This window comes from Candidatus Jettenia sp. AMX1 (assembly GCF_030263775.1).
Taxonomy (GTDB): Bacteria; Planctomycetota; Brocadiia; order Brocadiales; family Brocadiaceae; genus Jettenia; species Jettenia caeni.
Map to the genome: position 1 here is coordinate 54,366 of NZ_SZPP01000006.1, position 17,240 is coordinate 71,605.

The following is a 17,240-nucleotide window of genomic DNA, read 5'->3' on the forward strand; positions in this document are numbered from 1 at the left end:
TTTATTTTCTATGAGAAAATTTTTAAGAAAAGAGGAGGATAAGTGAAAATACTTGTGACTGGAGGAGCTGGTTTTATTGCATCTCATTTAGTAGATAAATTGATTGCGGAAGGGCACCAGGTAGTTGTTATTGATAACCTTTCTGCCGGACGGAGGGAAAATATTCATACGAATGCGATATTTTATAAAATAGATATTTGTGATGCTGTTGCGCTGGAAGAAGTGTTTAAGCAGGAGAGGCCAGAGATTGTCGATCATCATGCTGCTCATGTTAATGTACGCAAATCAGTAGAGATGCCAGTTTATGATGCGAACATTAACATTCTTGGTTCGTTGAATCTTTGTGAATTATCTAAGAAATATAAGATTCAGAAATTTATCTATGTCTCAACAGGAGGAGCTGTTTACGGAGAACCCAAGGATTTACCCGTCAAAGAAACTTGCCCTGTTGAGCCACTTTCTCAGTATGGTGTAAGTAAGCATACGGTAGAGCATTATTTGTCTATTTTTTATAAACTATACAATTTGAATTTCACCATTTTAAGATATCCGAATGTATATGGTCCAAGGCAGTCTCCGCATGGTGAGGCAGGGGTGGTTGCAATCTTTAGCGAGCTGATACTTCAGAATGCACGCCCTACCATTTTTGGCGATGGTTCTAAGACAAGAGATTACGTTTACGTAGATGATATTATCAGGGCAAATCTCATTGTCTTGAATAATGTAGGAAATGGCGAGATTTATAATCTGGGATGGGGGAAGGAAATCTCCGACTTGGAAGTATTTCAGGCAGTTAGAAGGGCGTTAAAATCAGATATTGAGCCTATTTTTAGTGAAAAAAGACCAGGAGAAATTGATCATATCAGTCTGGATAGTTCAAAAGCATTAAAAGAGTTAAACTGGAGACCAGAGGCTACCTTTGATGAAGGTGTTGCCTTAGCAACACAATATTATCAACGCTTACAAAAGACCCGTTAGGGCAAAGGAGTGAGGTACGAGGTATAAGGCTAATCTGCAATAAGAAGGTCCCCCTTAATTTCTAAGGAGGAACCAATCTTAAGGCAAGGGATTAAGATAAAAGAGTAATTATCGTTTTGTCCACTGGAAGCTCTTTCGTGCTCCCTTCTGGCCATATTTTTTCCGTTCTTTCATCCTGCTATCTCTGGTTAAAAAACCTTCATTACGTAAATTATCTACAAGAGAAGAGTCTGATTTCGATAAAGCGCGTGCAATACCAAGGGATATAGCGCCAGCCTGACCTGTTATACCTCCTCCCTGGACATTTATCAATACATCGAATTCTCCTAACCTATTCGTGGTTTTTAAAGGAGACATGACGATACCTCTATCCCGTTCTATAGGAAAGTACGCATCTAAATCCAGATTATTCACCATAATCTTTCCATCTCCTTTTTTCAATCGTACCCTTGCAATAGAGGTTTTACGTCTTCCTGTGCCCCAAATATATTGTTTTTCAGCCATTTTATCTCCTTCTAATTACGAATAATCAACTCTTTTGGTTGTTGCGCCTGGTGTGGGTGCTCGGTACCTGCATAAATTTTTAGTTTTCTTAACATTGCTTTCCCCAATCTTGATCTGGGTAACATTCTTTTTACTGAACGGTTAAATACTTTTTCAGGCGCTGTTTCCAGGGTTTTTCCAACCATCCGCTTTCTTAAACCACTTTGGAAACCAGTTACATAATAGTGAATTTTCTCATCCATCTTTTTCCCGGTAAGTTTTACCTTGCTGGCATTGGTAATAATAACAAAATCTCCCACATCAACATGGGGAGTATATTCAGGCTTATGTTTACCCTGAAGAACTCTTGATACTGTGGTTAACATCCTGCCTAAGACCTTATCCTCAGCATCGACTATATACCAATTCCTTTTTACATTCTCTTTTTTAGCCATAAAAGTATTCATTGTATACATTCCTTCAACTGTTAAAATTAAAAAGCGCCTTACATAAGGATAAGGCGCTTTTAAGTTATAAAGCTAATACTAGGTATCAATAAAAAAATTTATTATCTTTTGCAATTACAACTTCCACCAGATTTTCCAACACAATGGCTACAGGGGCAACCCTCCGGACATTGGCAAGAACCGGCAATTACAGATTTAACAAGCATCGGTACGTTCGTTAACCCAATTCCACATATAAGCGTACCAAACAGTATTAATGAAATCCGTAACGTCTTCATTAATCATATCTCCTTTTTAGAAATGATCGTATGTCAAGCAACCAAGCTACGATGTACTAACAGAAGGTCTCTGATAAAACTCACAAATTTATATCAGAATGTATCCCGTTTGTCAATTATATTTTTATCTTTTTGTTTGATTAAATTTTGGTTGACATGCTGATGGGTTATTATTACCATTAGCTAGTCAAGATTTTATAGTAATAATTTAGCTTATATTTTTCTCTTTTTCTATGATAAATCTATACATGGCACAAGACATCTTAGCTGATTTAAGTACTTTGAATGTGAATACACCGATAGTGGATATTGAGGGTATTCGGACTATTATACCACATCGTTATGAAATGGAACAACTTAACGGTATTCTGAAATTCGATATGGAGCAGGGTATCATTGTAGGATATAAAGATATTTCAAATAATGAATTTTGGGTACGCGGGCATATTCCCGGCCGGCCCCTCATGCCAGGGGTAATTATGTTGGAAGCTGCTGCGCAGTTATGCACCTATTATTACAAACAAGCGACAAAGGACGATAGATTCCTCGGTTTTGGTGGTATAGATAAAGTTAAGTTTCGGGGGAAGGTTATTCCTGGCGATAGACTTATTCTGATTGCAAAAAATAAGGAACTACGCTCGCGAAGGGCCATCTTTGATACACAGGGGGTGGTAGACGGAAAGCTCGTTTTTGAGGGCGTTATTATTGGTATGGTCGTTTAAGATGACGGAAAGGCTTAAGATAGCTGAAAGGTAAATTTAAGATCTTTGATTCTAAAAGATCTTTGATATGCTTGATACAATAATCAGGTTTTATGTGTTTTTCCTGCTCTTTCAAATACGCCTTATAATGTCTCCCATGTTCAAACATTATCGTAAGCATACCGAAGAATTTAGCGGCACATAATTCATCATCAATTTTATCTCCAACACAGACAATTTCTTTAGGTTTTAAATTATACTGTTGTATTATATCATGAAAACAATCCTTTTTTGTCCGGTTATAGTTCCTATCCGCAATAAATATATCATCAAAATAGGTATTGAGGCTCAGGATATCAATCTTTTCTCTTTGTATTTGTATCTCTCCCGAGGTAACAAGGATTAATTTGTAGCCCTGTGTCTTTAATTGTGTTAAGGTATTTATCACATCCGGGAAAAGGATAATGTCTGCAATATCCACATGAATAAATTCTTCTAAGAGTTCCTGTGTGTATCGATTCGGGAGATTGTAAAACGCTACAATCTTTTCGTAGATATTTATCCTTGTTCCGTACTTCTCCTCAATCTCGGATTGGAGAAGATATGCTTCTTCTTCGGTGCAATTGATTAATTTGGCAATCGTCTTTGCGACTTGTCTTCTACCCCGGTCTACTAGCGTACCACTGCAGTCATAAAGGGTATCATCTAAATCAAGAATTATAGCCTTAATGTTTTTGAGATTTTTAATCATGTTTAGCTGAGATAAGCTTCTGTTACATACCGCCGCATCATGCGATGGCTATTGAAATAATAGGCAATTTTACCAATAGAATTTTTCATAACCTTTATCCACTGATCTTGATCGTGATAGTACATAGGGATAATAATATTCTCCAATTTGTTGTAGAGATCTTCAGCATCTGTTTTATCATTGACTATGGTAAGTGAAGATTCCGTGGGCTTTGGTCCGATAGACCAGCCAGTAATTCCCTCAATATGTCCCTCAATCCACCACCCATCCAGAATGCTAAAGTTAATTACACCGTTGTGAGATGCCTTCATACCGCTTGTACCAGACGCCTCCCGTGGGCGTTGCGGCGTATTTAGCCAGACATCGACTCCGGATATTAACTTTAAAGCCATCTTAATGTTATAGTCCTTCAAAAAAATAATCTTGATCTTATCATTATTTATTTTTACAAGGTCATTGATCTTTTTTATAATATCCTTGCCGGGCCCATCCTTAGGATGCGCCTTTCCAGCATAGATAACTTGTAACTTGCCTTTCTCACAAATATGTAAGAGCTGCTCCATGTCTAAGAATAATAAATCAGCCCGCTTATAAGAAGTGAATCTTCTTGCAAATCCAATTGTTAAAACATGAGGATCCAATTCTATACTCGTGGCCTCTTTTACATACTCAATGAGGTCTTTCTTCGCAGAAAGGTGTGTCTGCCATAATTCTGAATCAGGAATAGTTTCTGCCCGGACAAATAATTCTGGCTCATTGGCCCAGCCGGGGATATATTTATCATACAATTGTTTAAAACTTTGGCATGTCCATGTAAACGAATGAACTCCATTGGTAATTGCATAAATCTCATAGCCAGGGAAAAGATTCTTTGATACTTCACCATGCTTTTTTGCCACACCATTAACATATTCACTTAAGTTTAACGCAAGGAGCGTCATATCCAGGTACTTTTCACCCCCGAGTTTTTTCAACTGCTCCAACGGGACAATATCGCCAAGAACTTTTTTTACAAGATCGTAAGAGAACCGGTCATGGCCAGCCTCAATAGGGGTATGGGTTGTAAAGACACACAGATCTTTTACGGCGTCAAAATCCCAAACCCATTGCTCATGCCATACACTCTCAACATCTCTTTTGTTTTTTAAGAGAAGTTCTAGTGTTAGTAAGCTGGCATGTCCTTCATTCATGTGATATTTTTTAATATGGTACCCAAGGGCACGAAGCATTCGTACACCGCCAATACCAAGTACAACCTCCTGTTTGAGCCGATAACTATCATCACCGCCATAAAGAACAGCCGTTATCTCCCGATCTTCGCTGGTATTCTCTTCAACATCAGTATCGAGATACAGGACATCTACTTCACCTCCGGTAATGCTTTTTATTTTATAGCTCCAGGCTTGAATAAAGACCTTACGCCCCTCAATAAAAACCATAACTCTCTTTGATATACGTATCATAAATTTGGACGGGTCCCAATGTATAGGAGACTCGGTCTGTCTTCCGCTGGAATCAATATCCTGGCGAAAATAACCCTTTTTTGAGATAAGGGTAACAGCAACAAGTGGTATCTTAAGATCTGCGCATGATTTTATCGTATCTCCTGCAAGAACACCAAGACCGCCACTATAGGTTGGTATATCATTGGAGAGGCCGATCTCCATTGAAAAATAGGCAATTTTTGTTTCGTTATTCATTTTTTATAACATATTTATAGGTGTATAGATTGACCAATAGCTGCATGGGCAGCCTCAAGAATAGCCTCTGAAAGGGTAGGGTGGGGGAATATCGTATTTGATAATTCAGTGATTGTTCCTTCAAGAACAGTAGTCAGTGACATACCCCACATGAATTCACCGACATTCGGGCCTAGGGCATGTGCCCCTAATATCTCACCATATTTTTCATCAGTAATAATCTTTATGATCCCGTCTCCATATTCCCCTTCGATAATGGCTTTGCTATTTGCAATAAGTGGAAATTTACCAACTTTTATTTTGTATCCTTTCCTTTCTGCCTCTTCCTGAGTAAATCCTATACCAGCTACCTGGGGAGAGCAATACGTTACTCTTGGTATATTGTGATACGGTAGTGCGGTAGTTTTTTTCTCTGCAATGTGAGAAACAGCATGTAACCCTTGTTTTGATGCCTTATGAGCAAGAAGCGGCGGACCCGTAATATCTCCGATTGCAAAGAGCCCTTTTTTGCTGGTTTCCATAGTCTCGTTAATCTGAAGATACTTCCCTTGAAAATCCAATGACAAATTTTCAATCCCCAGATCTTGTAACGCAGGTGCTCTACCTAACGCAATGAGCAGACAATCTGCCTCCAGATAATCTCTCCTTTCTCCTGAAGTAGGGGAGGGAGGGGTGTTGTTTTTTCTTTCTATCTTTACACGAACGCCTTGCCGAACCTCGACTGTTTCTAAGGAGGTATCCGTTAAGGTTTCTATTCCTCTTTTGGTAAAAACTTTCCTTAAAATAGTACTTATCTCTTTATCTTCGCCAGGGAGGATCGTATCCATACGCTCGATCATTGTTACCTTAGTTCCAAGGATGTTAAACAGGTAAGCATATTCCACACCAACGGCGCCTCCGCCTGCAATAATCATGGATTTAGGAATTTCTTCCAAGAGCAGTATATCATCGCTGGTAAATACAAATTTGCCATCATGAGGAATTTCTTTTGGAATGAAAGGTGTGGATCCCGTAGCAAGAATAATATTCTTCGCAGTTATTGTATCAAGGTCTGTTTCATTTTTTTCAATCAATATCTCGTGTAAAGACGTAAGCCGCCCTTTACCTTTAATAACGTTCACATCATTCTTCTTGAGGAGGAACTGCACCCCCTGGAATAACCGTTTAACTACCGATTCTTTACGCCGGTGAAATTGTGGGTAATTAATACCTAATCTATCAGCGATAATTCCATATTCAGTTGATTTCGTAAATTTACTGTAAAGATCTGCAGAATGGAGAAGTGCTTTTGTTGGGATACACCCCTGGTGCAAGCAAACACCACCAACCTTATCCTTTTCAATAAGAGCTGTTTTTAATCCTAACTGAGCAGCTTTAATAGCAGCTACATAGCCGCCTGGTCCTCCACCGATAATTACAAGGTCATACGTAACTCTTTTTTCGGACAATTATCCTTCCTTTTTCCATGTAAATAATATAACAAATATAAGTGCAACAGCAACAATTACGATTGTTTTTGGACTAATATCCGGGATAACCGATTTTTCCATGGATAAAGATAGCAATTTACCGATCATGATAGTATAACCTCCTTTTTCGGATTAAAGATTTACGAAATATTTTTTGTTTCGATACCCGTTACATACAGAAATCATAGATTCTCATTAATTATAAAGGCACATCAAGGGTGTTGAGATTGATGTGCCTTGTAAATCAAGCTGGATAATCGCTTCGTTACGTGGTAACAGTTTCCATGACAGGGTTTGAAACAGGTACTGTACCTGATTTGTAGCAGTCCTTATAATAATCACCTGAATCATATAATTCTTTCAGGTTCTGCAATACCTGCTCAAATACTTGTTTCCAGTCTGAGCCTACCCTAAATGCAAACATAGAATTTCTCGGATTTTTCGTTGTCTTAATAGAATTTCTGAAGCGTGTTCTTAAACTATCACCTGCATAAATATGATCATAAACATATTGCATACCATCGATAAAGTTCTCTAATGTCATATCTACAAAACGGTGAACTACATGAGCAGTATCATAATATTGCCAATCCTCCGGATAATTCTTTCTGAAAATTCTCTTTTCCGAATCCAATCGTGCATAAAGCTGTGTTTTCGGGAAGGGGCAGTTAATACCGAAGGTAAGGATATCAATATTATTTTCCAATATAAACTCGGTCATTCTCTTAAAGGAATCTTTATCATCTCCATCGGCCCCAAATACTACAGATCCCCAGACAACTAACCCTGCATTATGAATCTTCTGAATGCAGTCAAAATAACTATCAGTTCCCAGTTTAAGATTTACCCGTTTATTCATCTTTTGTAATACCGCTTCGTTGGTAGATTCTATGCCAATAAGCATGCCAAAATTACCACTTTTTGCCATATAATCCAGTGTTTCCGGGTCTTGAGAGATATTTAAGGCGGTGAATCCTAACCAATCTTTATGGATACCACGTTCGACCATACCCTTAAAGAGGTCTCTTGCCCTTTCGTTTGATTTTTTACCGTGACCATAAAAATTGTCTTCTGCCAGCATTAAACCCTTATAATCTGTTGCTGCCATCTCATCGAGTACGTCTTCATAAGGTCTTTCTCTGAACTTTCTTCCCTGGAAAGTAGGCACACTACAGAAATCACAATAGTTGGGGCATCCTTTTGTTGTAACGATAGAAGAGAATTTATAGTTGTACTTTTTCTTCATCAATTCACGATTAGGATATACCTTCTTCATTAAACTTAAAGGGGGAAGCCCTCCCTGATAGGTCTTTTTCAGCTTTCCTTCTTCAAAATCTTTTATAACCTGAGGCCACACCTCTTCAGCTTCTCCTACAAAAACTGAATCAACATATTTTGCGGCCTCTTCCGGCATTACCGATGCATGTATTCCACCCATTATTACCGTCATACCCTTTTTTTTACACGCTGTAGCAATCTTATAAGCCCTTGGAGACTGGTAGGTTACTGCTGTGATACATACAAGGTCTACGGGTTTAAAGGTAATTTCGTCTTTATCATCGATTGCCAGTTCAATATTTTCATCTATAACATCAAATTCCCAATCACCTGGTGTAAGGGCAGCAATATAAGCAAGATTCAAAGGCATTTGGACAATTACCGTAATACTTTCTTCTCCATGCCTACCCGGTTTATGTGGATTGATCAACATCATTTTTTTACTCATATCATTTGCCTCCAATTCTCCATAATTAAATTAGCAACACTCCAACCCGAAGAGACCACAGCGGAAATTCCAGGGCCTGGTCTTGTCCAATGTCCAGCTAAATATAAATTGTCAACAGGCGTCTCATGTGGCAACCTATTTTCCCACATCTGATCTGGGGTAACCGCCCAACCGTAAGCGGCTCCATGGGTATTTAACGTGTAACGCTCCAGGGTTTTTGGAGTAGCCGCCTCTTTTACTTCGATATATTTTTTAATTTCAGGAAGGTATTTCTCCAATCTTTTTATCGTGTTTGCAATTATGTCTTCTTTAAAAGATTTCCAGCTTTTAACATCCTTGTATATTCCCTCTTTCATGGAAACAACTACTGAAATTATTTGTTTGTTCGACGGCGCAAGGGTTGGGCATATCTTTGTTGGAACTGATATATACATCCACTCGTCATCCTGATAACGACTATCTGTAGCAGTATGATAAAATCCTCTTTTTAAGCCCGTTAAATCTATATTGCTTCCTAATCCCAGATATAAAAGAAAAAAAGAGCAACTCTCTTTCATTCCTTCAATTTTTTGGAGGAATGATACATCAATTTTATCTTTTAGTAACTCAAAGAAAGTTTGCCGAACATCAATATTTGAAACCACCAGGCTTGCTACTATCTCTTTACCGTTTTGCAGTTTAACACCAATGGCGGTTTTCTTATTCAATACTATTTTTTCGGCTCTGGATGATAACATAACGTGTCCGCCAAAATCAATAAATTTCTTAAAAATTGCATTAGCAAACTCTTGCGTACCGCCTACAGGGAAAAAGGCGCCATCCTTGAGATAATTGATCATCATTTGACACATGGCAATCGCAGAGGCCTGAGTAGGGGGGAGTCCTATGTAACCCCATTGACCGGAAAGTACCATCTTGAGTTCTTCAGTAGTAAAATAATCATGTAACATATCATGGTAGGTATGGTTTTTATATTTATCGATAATTTGGCTTTTTTCATTGTTGAATGTAGCACGATAGAGTTTTATAAAATCCTGGAAGAAATTTTTAATAGCATCTTTTTCTGAAGGGTAACGGTTTTGTAAACGAGCAATATATTCATCCAGATCTGCGGGAATTTCAATACTGAAGCCGGGGAATATCAGGTGATCCATAGGATCCAGAGGGTAGAAATCCATTTCAATCCCAAGTATTTTTAAACAGCGACCGACAACACTCCACCTTCCACAACCTCCAATATGATGAACAGCTGCATCAAAGGTAAAACCTTTTCTCTTAAAAGAAGTGCAATAGCCGCCAGGAATGGAATGCTGCTCTACCAGGAGAACCCTCTTTCCACTTTTGGCAAGAAAGGCGCCACAAACTAAACCAGCAATGCCCGTACCAATAACAACTACATCATAATGAGGATACAACAGGTCATTTTTTGTGGATCGAATATAACCGGTGGAAGGCACCATGAATTATCTTTTGTATTTGGAGATAATGAGGGAAGAGTTGTTACCTAATCGTGAGAAGGAATTTATGAGAATGTTCTTGGCCGGTAAAGTACTTTTCTGGGTCACATAACTTAGGTCACAATTCTCGTCTCGTTCCTTATAATTAATGGTAGGTGGAATTATATGGGTGTTAACAGACATGACTGCAGCTACTGTTTGCAATGCACCCGAAGCATCAAAACACTCGCCTGTCATAGATTTAATGGCTGTTACAGGGATAAGATTCGCCCGCATACCAAAGACTTCTTTAATAACCTGAGTTTCCATCGCATCGCCGTATACCCCGGAATAAGCATTAGCGGATATGTAGGAGATGTCGTGGAGCGTGAGACCGGCATCCTGAATGGCGTTTATAACGGCCCTTCTGTTACCGTCTATTTGATAATCCTTACTTATAACCATTTTCGGCTCGAATGCCGTTCCATAACCTTTGACTTCTGCATAAATATGAGCGTTCCTTTTCAGTGCATTTTCCAGAGTCTCAAGGACGACCAGGGCTGATGCTTCACCAATAACCATTCCGTTACGCCTCTTATCAAAAGGCGCACAAATTTCCAGGGTTCCATATCTGCTTCCCGATAAAATTTTAGAATTATGCGACCCCCAAAATATATCATGAGTCAATCCATGTACGCCACCTGCTAATACAGCTTTAACACGGCCCATACGGAGGAAATCAGAGGCATAAATGACCGCATCGATACTGCTGGTAACGCCATTTGAGATGGTTGTATTCAACCCGGTTGCCTTACAGAAAATCGATGCCCGGCTTGCTGGTGCATTTAATACGGTATTGGGAAAGTCCATAGGGTTAACATAGTTCGGACCTTCACGCAATGACTGGAAATCAAAAGAGCTAATGCTGTCTATGCTGCCATAGGTAGATCCCACAACAATACCCAGCTCTTCTTCGTTGTATGTAGTATTTTCAAGATTGGCATCTTTGATGGCAAGAACTGCTGCGGATGATACAAGAAGGGATGTACGGTCAATGTGGCGAATTCCCTTTTGTCCAAGGTAAACTTTTGCATCAAAATCAGAAATTTCTCCCGCTTGCTTGCTATTAAAGCTACTTACATCAAATAAGGTGATAGGCTTTATGCCCGATACACCGTTGGTTAAATTTTCCCAGAAAACATCTTTACCTGTTCCAATAGACGAGAGAACCGAAACACCCGTAATAACAATCCTCGTTTTTTCCATCAAGAGCCTCTTTTAAATTTTTTCACAACTAAACAACTGTTGTTACCACCAAATGCGTGAGCATTATTAAGTGCAATGTTTACTTCCTGTTTTCTTGCAACGTTAGGAACATAATCCAGGTCGCATTCCGGATCAGGGGTCTCATAATTAATCGTAGGGGGGATAATATCATTTTGAACAACCAAAGCGCAAGTAATTGCCTCAATTGCGCTTGCAGCGCCCATGGTATGTCCTATCATTGATTTTATTGAACTGATAGTGAGATGTTTTGGTTTATCCCCAAACACCTTTTTGATTGAAATCGTTTCCGCTTTATCGTTTGCGGGTGTGCCTGTTCCGTGAGCACTGATGTACTGGACATCTTCAGGTCTTAAGTCTGCATTTTTTAATGCCTTTTTCATTGCAGAGACGACACCTTCCCCGTCCGGATGGGGGATGGTTATATGATATGCATCGCAACTGAGTCCGTAACCGGTTATTTCCGCATAAATAGGGGCATTCCTCTGTAATGCATGATCAAGTGATTCCAGAAGGAGCATGCCAGCTCCCTCACCAACCATCATACCTTTTCTGTTTTTATCAAAAGGCTGACATATTTCCGGAGCAATAGCGCCTAATCGTGCAAATCCCGTATATGCAACCTTCGAAAAAGGGTCTGAACCGCCAGCGATCATCATATCTACCCTCCCGAATTTAATTAAATCGTATGCATATCCGATTGCATAATTGCCGGCTGCACAAGCAGTGGGAATAATAGTATTGGGACCTTTAAATCCAAATTCGATGGCAATATTAGCAGGGATATTATTACATGGATGCATTAAAAACAGATCGGGAGCAACTTTGTCTTCGCCATCTCTGTGTCTTATATAATTGACTTTTTCCAGGATTTGTATTTCTCCCGCAGTCGTACCTACAGAAACACCTATCCTTTCCAGATTAATCGCATTCAAATCGAGCATGGCGTCATTTAAGGCTAGCTTTGCGGCTGCAATTCCGAATTGTGAACCTTTACCAATTTTTTTAAGAACACCGTCCTTTATATAGTTTGAATAATCGAAGTTCTTAACCTCACATCCTTTATGGACCTTGTATTCAGAGGTATCAATACATGATACCTTATCGACACCTGATACCCCGGCAATAAGGGAATTCCAGAAAATATCCTTTCCTGAACCGATAGGGGTAATCATTCCTACGCCTGTTATAACTACACGTTTATTCATAGTTTATAGTAATGCACTTTTTTCAGCAATTCCAAAAGTTAAGGTAGCCTTAGCAACTGCTTTTTCATCAACTTTTACCGTTGCCTGAATAATAGCTCCTTTCGATACAATCTTTTCTACATTGATTTCTATAAGGAGTTGATCGCCAGGGAAGACGGGTTTTGTAAATCTTGCATTGCCAATTGACGCCAGCAAAAAAACCGTATCCTTACCGCTTTGTATAGGAGGAAGGCTTTTCCTGAATAGGATAATAGAAGCCTGTGCCATTGCCTCGATAATTAAAACGCCAGGCATAATAGCAAAGTCAGGGAAATGTCCGACAAAAACTGGTTCATTGCCAGAAACATTTTTTACACAAACAATTTTTTTCCCTTCTTCAAACTCAATAACTTTATCAATAAATATAAAAGGATATTTTTGAGGGAGAAGGGATCTGATTTCCTCAAAAGATATCATACTGTAAAAATCTTCTCTTCTTGCATCATTGCCTAATTGTCCTGAAATTATCACACTTTGTATGTCAGATGTATTTTAAGATGAAAGTTTTCCGCTTTCAGCTAAGACAGATTTTGTTAAATCGATCGTAGCTGCCAGCGATGTAATATCAACAAGCTTTTCTTCCGGAATTTGCACCTTAAATTTCTTTTCAATAAGAGCAAGAATTTCAAGGGCTAAAAGAGAGTCAATTTCAAGATCTTTAAAGAAATTTGCATCTCTTTTAGCCCAAATTTCTTTTTCATCCAGCTCTGTAACCTCAGCCACAATAGCGGTTACACCTTTTTCAATCTCTTCTGCGTTCAAAATTATTCTCCTTATTAATAATCTGCCTAACAAACGACATAGTATCCACTCAGCATAATCCAAAAATGAGAAAGACCATCGTATCAGACATAATTTACATTGTCAATAATATTCTTTAACTCGCCTGATTATGTATAGAAATCGAAATGCAGGGCAGCCATTTAAGGAGGCAAGGCTTGAAGCCTTGCCTTACATGAAACAAATTTACAACGTCTGATAATATATATTATGTTACAATTATTGACTGTTTTCCTGCCATCCTGATTAAATTGATTAGATTTCTGAATTTTTCGCCTTTCTGGATTATATCACAAAAGCGAATTCGATATAATACCATAATTTATTTGCTTTTTCTTGAAGCCATCCTCTCCTGTTTTGATTCCTGTTTCTTCAGTTTGCTCAGTTTGCCTAATGCACGGTATATTTGTCTTTCCAACATAGTCTCGTACTCAGACAGATCCTTTAGTTTCGTTTTATCCTCAGCTATTTTCAATGCCTTTAGCTGTTTCATCTCAACATTTGTCCTCTTTCTTGTCCTGAAAAATCCTTGCTCGTACTCCTGAACACAAGAAGCGGCGTAGTCCATTATCTGACCTTCAATCTTCAGACATCGCTTCAGTCGCCACATACTCGAAATAATACGATCTACCATAATCGATTCAATCTCATTTGATGGTTTTAATTCTCGTGTAAGGCGATTTCTTAACTCGTCAAGATCAGATTCGCTTTCTCCATCTATTACTATTTCTTTACTAAAGATAGACTCTGTTATACTCTTGCTTTCCTTAGATTTCAACGGGTCTGAAGATGTTCTGGTCTTAACTTCCGTGTCTTTCTCGTGTATTGTTTTCGATTGATCGACTATCGTATTCATTATCTTATCGATCTTTTCTTTATTAACATTATCCGGATGCTTTTCACGTAAAACGTCGTCTTTTAGAATTGTTGACATAATCTTTCTCCTTTCTTATAGAGAAATTGACCATGAGGATGCTATGGGTATTTTACCCCCTAAATTTGCACCATACTATCTCATAATCAATTCGACTATTCAATAATTATTTTATAGCTGACACTCAACTGGATTACCACTCTCCAGTTTCCTCGAAGACAAGCTGCGTGGGAATGACAAACGGAGTGTTGTGGATAAAACTAAAAAATTTGCTAAAAAAGAAGTTTTTGCCGTATAATATTTCTGTAAGACAACCCTTTAGGGTTGCTACCACAAGGTTAAAGCCTCACCCTATAAATTAGGCTTTCGGCACTTTTATCTTTTATCAGACGTAGGGCAAGGCTTTAGCCTTGCCGCCCCGCCAGAATATATGCGCCGGGATAGCAACCCTAAAGGGTTGCCCTATGTAATTGAAATTCCTATACATCAAATTGCTAAAGATAGTAATGTATGAAAATTAATGAAATATTTAAGAGTATTCAGGGGGAGACCTCTTATGCTGGCTTGCCGTGTACTTTCATACGGATAACAGGTTGTAACTTGCGTTGTCGTTATTGCGATACTACCTATGCCTATGAAGATGGAGTAGAAATGTCAATGAATTCGATTCTTGAAAGTATTCATGACTTTTCATCCAATTTGGTTTGCATAACGGGCGGCGAGCCTTTATCAAATGAAGATACACCGTTATTGATTCAAAGGCTGCTCGATAAAAATTATACGGTACTGGTAGAAACAAATGGCAGTTATGATATTCGTACGATACCGGAGAAAGCTGTAACGATTATGGATATAAAGTGTCCTGGTAGTACTATGAGTCATACAATGCACTGGCAAAATATCGCCTATTTAAGGCAATCAGACGAGGTAAAATTTGTTTTAGCTTCCAGAGACGATTACAAATGGACGAAGGATGTGATACAAAAATATAATTTATCAGAAATTGCGAAGGTATTGTTAGGAACAGTTTTTAATACAATCGCTCCACGATCCGTTGTACAATGGATTTTGGAAGACAATCTCAAGGTGAGATTTCAACTGCAGCTTCACAAGTATATATGGGAACCACACACGAGGGGTGTTTGATAGTATGAAAGATTTAGCAATTGTGCTCGTAAGCGGAGGTATGGATAGCTGCGTAACATCAGCTATTGCAGACACGCAGTACGAGCTTGCATTCTTACACGTTAATTATGGTCAGCGCACTGAAGCAAGAGAGTTGAAGGCATTTCGCGAAATTGCGTTATACTATCGTATACCTGACGAAAGAATCCTCATCTCAGACATTGATTATCTCAGGAAGATCGGAGGTTCGAGTTTAACCGACCATCGCATGAACATTCAGGAGGCACAGTTACATAATAAAGAAATCCCGACTTCTTATGTTCCTTTTAGAAATACCATTTTTTTAACGATTGCTGTCTCCTGGGGGGAGGTAATTGGGGCGCGGAAGATATTTATTGGCGCTGTAGAGCAGGATAGCCCCGGTTATCCTGACTGTAAGCCGGTATATTATGAGATATTTAATAAGCTGATTAAGGCAGGAACAAAGCCAACAACATTTCTTGAGGTAGAAACACCACTCATAGGGAAGAGTAAATCTGAAATTGTTACCAAGGGCCTTTCTTTGATGGCTCCTCTTCATCTCAGTTGGTCTTGTTACAAGAATACCGATAAAGCGTGTGGGTTGTGCCATAGCTGTTTCCTGCGCCTAAAAGCCTTTAAAGAAGCACATGCGGTAGATCCGATTCCTTATGTTTGATGTAACATACAATTCCATAGATTGCCACTATTTTAGATGAACAACAGATAGAGAGTTCCTTTTCATATCATAGTGTTATTTTTTACTTCCAAAAATATAATCGGCATCTTTTGGTGTGAGTCCCCGATATAAATCGTGAACAAACTCCTGTGCCAAGGCAAGCGCGTCCTCCAGGGTATCTTCCGTGCTGGGAATAGCAAGCCGTATCATGAAGCCCACCCTGTTTTTATTAAATAATGAGAAATATAACTCTTTTATTTTCTGTTTAGTCCAATCTACAATGCCTTTATCAATACAAATCCAATAGATTAACAAAAAGCCTTCGGTATTTTTTTGAGCATAGAGAGCATGGGTTTTTAGTGTACGACCTGCCAGATGAAATTCCTGATCATTGAGCTCACTTACTTTAAAGCCAGCGCCGTGGGAGCAGACCTTTGGGTTATGAAAATTACCTGCATTCAGGATAGAGAAAAACAGATTTTTATTATGTGCATTTACATACCTGCGTTCGAGAATCTGACTGATAAAATTATATTTTTTATCTTCTAAATTCCATTCGTCTCTTATATCAATACCTTTCCAACTATTCATGGTATAGGGGATTTCCAGGCGAGAAAAAACCTCCGGACTTGTATACTTAGTCCCGGGAAATGAAAAACAATAAACGAGAGCAAATGAAATCCATGCCAAAGCTATGTAGGGCTTAAGATATTCATGCATTTTTGTCTATCGATTCGTAAGTGTTCTTTAAGGTTCAGAAGTCCGTCAAACTGAAATTGTGTATCTATCTTACTTCGTAATTCCTCTTCATCCAGGGCAAAATGAGGACTAATCTCTATGAGGCCAATAACATTACCCTGAGGATCCTCTCAAATTTAACAGCATTATTCTTCTCAGGATTTACCATATCTCCTTTCTCATTCAGACAGGACACCTTTTTGAAGGCTACATGGTAGGGAAGAGAATTTTCCATTCGGTATACTTTTTCGAGAAAGTCAATATGGATCATATGCACCCCAATACTTCCCGCATTATATTTCAGCATACCATTCCCATTTCTGGCATACATATCTTCCTGGCTGAGTTCACTATATTCAGCAATATGGAGACGCCCGTCGATATATCCTACAATGCCTACCTTTTCTTCCGCATGGCGTTTTTTAACAACCTTTAACGATATCTCTGCTTTGCTCCCTGCATGGTAACCAAGAAAAACCGGATCGGCCATCTTTATGAGCACGTTA

20 protein-coding genes are annotated in these 17,240 nt (G+C 38.8%); 4 read left to right on the forward strand and 16 right to left on the reverse strand.

Annotation, left to right across the window (positions count from 1 at the left end):
- Window positions 1–42 precede the first annotated feature (42 nt).
- Window positions 43–978, forward strand: coding sequence for an NAD-dependent epimerase/dehydratase family protein (locus tag FBQ94_RS02285; protein WP_007222363.1), 936 nt, complete (start codon window positions 43–45; stop codon window positions 976–978).
- A 108-nt stretch (window positions 979–1,086) separates the two neighbouring features.
- Here FBQ94_RS02285 and rpsI read toward each other — a convergent pair whose 3' ends face one another.
- The 3 genes from rpsI to FBQ94_RS02300 form a co-directional block, all read right to left on the reverse strand.
- On the reverse strand, window positions 1,087–1,482 hold the full coding sequence (gene rpsI / locus FBQ94_RS02290) for a 30S ribosomal protein S9 (protein WP_007222364.1): 396 nt from the start codon (window positions 1,480–1,482) through the stop codon (window positions 1,087–1,089).
- Window positions 1,483–1,493: 11 nt separating this feature from the next.
- On the reverse strand, window positions 1,494–1,928 hold the full coding sequence (gene rplM / locus FBQ94_RS02295; protein WP_007222365.1) for a 50S ribosomal protein L13: 435 nt from the start codon (window positions 1,926–1,928) through the stop codon (window positions 1,494–1,496).
- A gap of 101 nt (window positions 1,929–2,029) precedes the next feature.
- A complete protein-coding gene (locus tag FBQ94_RS02300; RefSeq protein ID WP_285441962.1) occupies window positions 2,030–2,206 on the reverse strand; it encodes a hypothetical protein in 177 nt (58 codons plus the stop codon).
- Between the two features lie 248 nt (window positions 2,207–2,454).
- Here FBQ94_RS02300 and FBQ94_RS02305 point away from each other — a divergent pair, with 248 nt between their 5' ends.
- Window positions 2,455–2,928, forward strand: a complete 474-nt coding sequence (locus FBQ94_RS02305; RefSeq protein ID WP_007222366.1) for a 3-hydroxyacyl-ACP dehydratase FabZ family protein — start codon at window positions 2,455–2,457, stop codon at window positions 2,926–2,928.
- Here FBQ94_RS02305 and FBQ94_RS02310 read toward each other — a convergent pair.
- The 11 genes from FBQ94_RS02310 to FBQ94_RS02360 all read right to left on the reverse strand — a co-directional run bounded on the left by FBQ94_RS02310 (window position 2,909) and on the right by FBQ94_RS02360 (window position 14,234).
- Window positions 2,909–3,658, reverse strand: coding sequence for an HAD family hydrolase (locus FBQ94_RS02310; RefSeq protein ID WP_007222367.1), 750 nt, complete (start codon window positions 3,656–3,658; stop codon window positions 2,909–2,911). The two genes, FBQ94_RS02305 and FBQ94_RS02310, sit on opposite strands and share 20 nt — an antisense overlap.
- Before the next feature lie 2 nt (window positions 3,659–3,660).
- Window positions 3,661–5,358, reverse strand: coding sequence for an alpha-glucan family phosphorylase (gene glgP / locus FBQ94_RS02315; protein WP_007222368.1), 1,698 nt, complete (start codon window positions 5,356–5,358; stop codon window positions 3,661–3,663).
- Window positions 5,359–5,372: 14 nt separating this feature from the next.
- Window positions 5,373–6,806 (reverse strand): dihydrolipoyl dehydrogenase, encoded by a 1,434-nt coding sequence (gene lpdA, locus FBQ94_RS02320; RefSeq protein ID WP_007222369.1) that lies wholly within the window; start codon window positions 6,804–6,806, stop codon window positions 5,373–5,375.
- A complete protein-coding gene (locus tag FBQ94_RS02325; RefSeq protein WP_285441963.1) occupies window positions 6,807–6,935 on the reverse strand; it encodes a hypothetical protein in 129 nt (42 codons plus the stop codon).
- A gap of 157 nt (window positions 6,936–7,092) precedes the next feature.
- Complete coding sequence (locus FBQ94_RS02330; protein ID WP_007222370.1) at window positions 7,093–8,553, reverse strand: B12-binding domain-containing radical SAM protein; 1,461 nt, start codon at window positions 8,551–8,553, stop codon at window positions 7,093–7,095.
- On the reverse strand, window positions 8,550–10,013 hold the full coding sequence (locus FBQ94_RS02335) for a phytoene desaturase family protein (protein ID WP_007222371.1): 1,464 nt from the start codon (window positions 10,011–10,013) through the stop codon (window positions 8,550–8,552). Before FBQ94_RS02335 ends, FBQ94_RS02330 begins: the two co-directional genes overlap by 4 nt.
- Before the next feature lie 3 nt (window positions 10,014–10,016).
- Window positions 10,017–11,255 carry a beta-ketoacyl-[acyl-carrier-protein] synthase family protein gene (locus tag FBQ94_RS02340; protein WP_007222372.1) on the reverse strand — a complete coding sequence of 413 codons (1,239 nt, stop codon included), beginning with the start codon at window positions 11,253–11,255 and terminating at the stop codon, window positions 10,017–10,019.
- Complete coding sequence (locus tag FBQ94_RS02345) at window positions 11,255–12,481, reverse strand: beta-ketoacyl-[acyl-carrier-protein] synthase family protein (protein WP_007222373.1); 1,227 nt, start codon at window positions 12,479–12,481, stop codon at window positions 11,255–11,257. The genes FBQ94_RS02340 and FBQ94_RS02345 overlap by 1 nt, the downstream gene beginning before the upstream one ends.
- 3 nt (window positions 12,482–12,484) lie before the next feature.
- Complete coding sequence (gene fabZ / locus FBQ94_RS02350; RefSeq protein ID WP_007222374.1) at window positions 12,485–12,937, reverse strand: 3-hydroxyacyl-ACP dehydratase FabZ; 453 nt, start codon at window positions 12,935–12,937, stop codon at window positions 12,485–12,487.
- A gap of 75 nt (window positions 12,938–13,012) precedes the next feature.
- A complete protein-coding gene (locus FBQ94_RS02355) occupies window positions 13,013–13,282 on the reverse strand; it encodes an acyl carrier protein (RefSeq protein ID WP_007222375.1) in 270 nt (89 codons plus the stop codon).
- A 340-nt stretch (window positions 13,283–13,622) separates the two neighbouring features.
- On the reverse strand, window positions 13,623–14,234 hold the full coding sequence (locus tag FBQ94_RS02360; RefSeq protein WP_007222376.1) for a hypothetical protein: 612 nt from the start codon (window positions 14,232–14,234) through the stop codon (window positions 13,623–13,625).
- A gap of 450 nt (window positions 14,235–14,684) precedes the next feature.
- Here FBQ94_RS02360 and FBQ94_RS02365 point away from each other — a divergent pair, with 450 nt between their 5' ends.
- Complete coding sequence (locus tag FBQ94_RS02365) at window positions 14,685–15,320, forward strand: radical SAM protein (RefSeq protein WP_007222377.1); 636 nt, start codon at window positions 14,685–14,687, stop codon at window positions 15,318–15,320.
- A gap of 4 nt (window positions 15,321–15,324) precedes the next feature.
- Window positions 15,325–15,996, forward strand: coding sequence for a 7-cyano-7-deazaguanine synthase QueC (gene queC, locus FBQ94_RS02370; protein WP_007222378.1), 672 nt, complete (start codon window positions 15,325–15,327; stop codon window positions 15,994–15,996).
- A 75-nt stretch (window positions 15,997–16,071) separates the two neighbouring features.
- Here the strand turns inward: queC and FBQ94_RS02375 are convergent, their stop codons facing one another.
- Window positions 16,072–16,716 (reverse strand): exosortase C-terminal domain/associated protein EpsI, encoded by a 645-nt coding sequence (locus FBQ94_RS02375; RefSeq protein WP_007222379.1) that lies wholly within the window; start codon window positions 16,714–16,716, stop codon window positions 16,072–16,074.
- Window positions 16,717–16,831: 115 nt separating this feature from the next.
- On the reverse strand, window positions 16,832–17,240 hold a 409-nt coding region (locus FBQ94_RS02380; protein WP_285441964.1), incomplete at its 5' end, for a UTP--glucose-1-phosphate uridylyltransferase.

What these genes read in the sequence shown, in the direction of transcription:
- queC (WP_007222378.1), top strand. Translation starts at nt 15,325, where the DNA reads ATGAAAGATTTAGCAATTGTGCTCGTAAGCGGAGGTATGGATAGCTGC.
- rplM (WP_007222365.1), bottom strand. Translation starts at nt 1,928, where the DNA reads ATGAATACTTTTATGGCTAAAAAAGAGAATGTAAAAAGGAATTGGTAT.
- FBQ94_RS02330 (WP_007222370.1), bottom strand. Translation starts at nt 8,553, where the DNA reads ATGAGTAAAAAAATGATGTTGATCAATCCACATAAACCGGGTAGGCAT.
- FBQ94_RS02340 (WP_007222372.1), bottom strand. Translation starts at nt 11,255, where the DNA reads ATGGAAAAAACGAGGATTGTTATTACGGGTGTTTCGGTTCTCTCGTCT.
- FBQ94_RS02360 (WP_007222376.1), bottom strand. Translation starts at nt 14,234, where the DNA reads ATGTCAACAATTCTAAAAGACGACGTTTTACGTGAAAAGCATCCGGAT.
- FBQ94_RS02325 (WP_285441963.1), bottom strand. Translation starts at nt 6,935, where the DNA reads ATGATCGGTAAATTGCTATCTTTATCCATGGAAAAATCGGTTATCCCG.
- FBQ94_RS02345 (WP_007222373.1), bottom strand. Translation starts at nt 12,481, where the DNA reads ATGAATAAACGTGTAGTTATAACAGGCGTAGGAATGATTACCCCTATC.
- FBQ94_RS02375 (WP_007222379.1), bottom strand. Translation starts at nt 16,716, where the DNA reads ATGCATGAATATCTTAAGCCCTACATAGCTTTGGCATGGATTTCATTT.
- rpsI (WP_007222364.1), bottom strand. Translation starts at nt 1,482, where the DNA reads ATGGCTGAAAAACAATATATTTGGGGCACAGGAAGACGTAAAACCTCT.
- glgP (WP_007222368.1), bottom strand. Translation starts at nt 5,358, where the DNA reads ATGAATAACGAAACAAAAATTGCCTATTTTTCAATGGAGATCGGCCTC.
- FBQ94_RS02300 (WP_285441962.1), bottom strand. Translation starts at nt 2,206, where the DNA reads ATGAAGACGTTACGGATTTCATTAATACTGTTTGGTACGCTTATATGT.
- FBQ94_RS02335 (WP_007222371.1), bottom strand. Translation starts at nt 10,013, where the DNA reads ATGGTGCCTTCCACCGGTTATATTCGATCCACAAAAAATGACCTGTTG.
- FBQ94_RS02305 (WP_007222366.1), top strand. Translation starts at nt 2,455, where the DNA reads ATGGCACAAGACATCTTAGCTGATTTAAGTACTTTGAATGTGAATACA.
- FBQ94_RS02310 (WP_007222367.1), bottom strand. Translation starts at nt 3,658, where the DNA reads ATGATTAAAAATCTCAAAAACATTAAGGCTATAATTCTTGATTTAGAT.
- FBQ94_RS02365 (WP_007222377.1), top strand. Translation starts at nt 14,685, where the DNA reads ATGAAAATTAATGAAATATTTAAGAGTATTCAGGGGGAGACCTCTTAT.
- fabZ (WP_007222374.1), bottom strand. Translation starts at nt 12,937, where the DNA reads ATGATATCTTTTGAGGAAATCAGATCCCTTCTCCCTCAAAAATATCCT.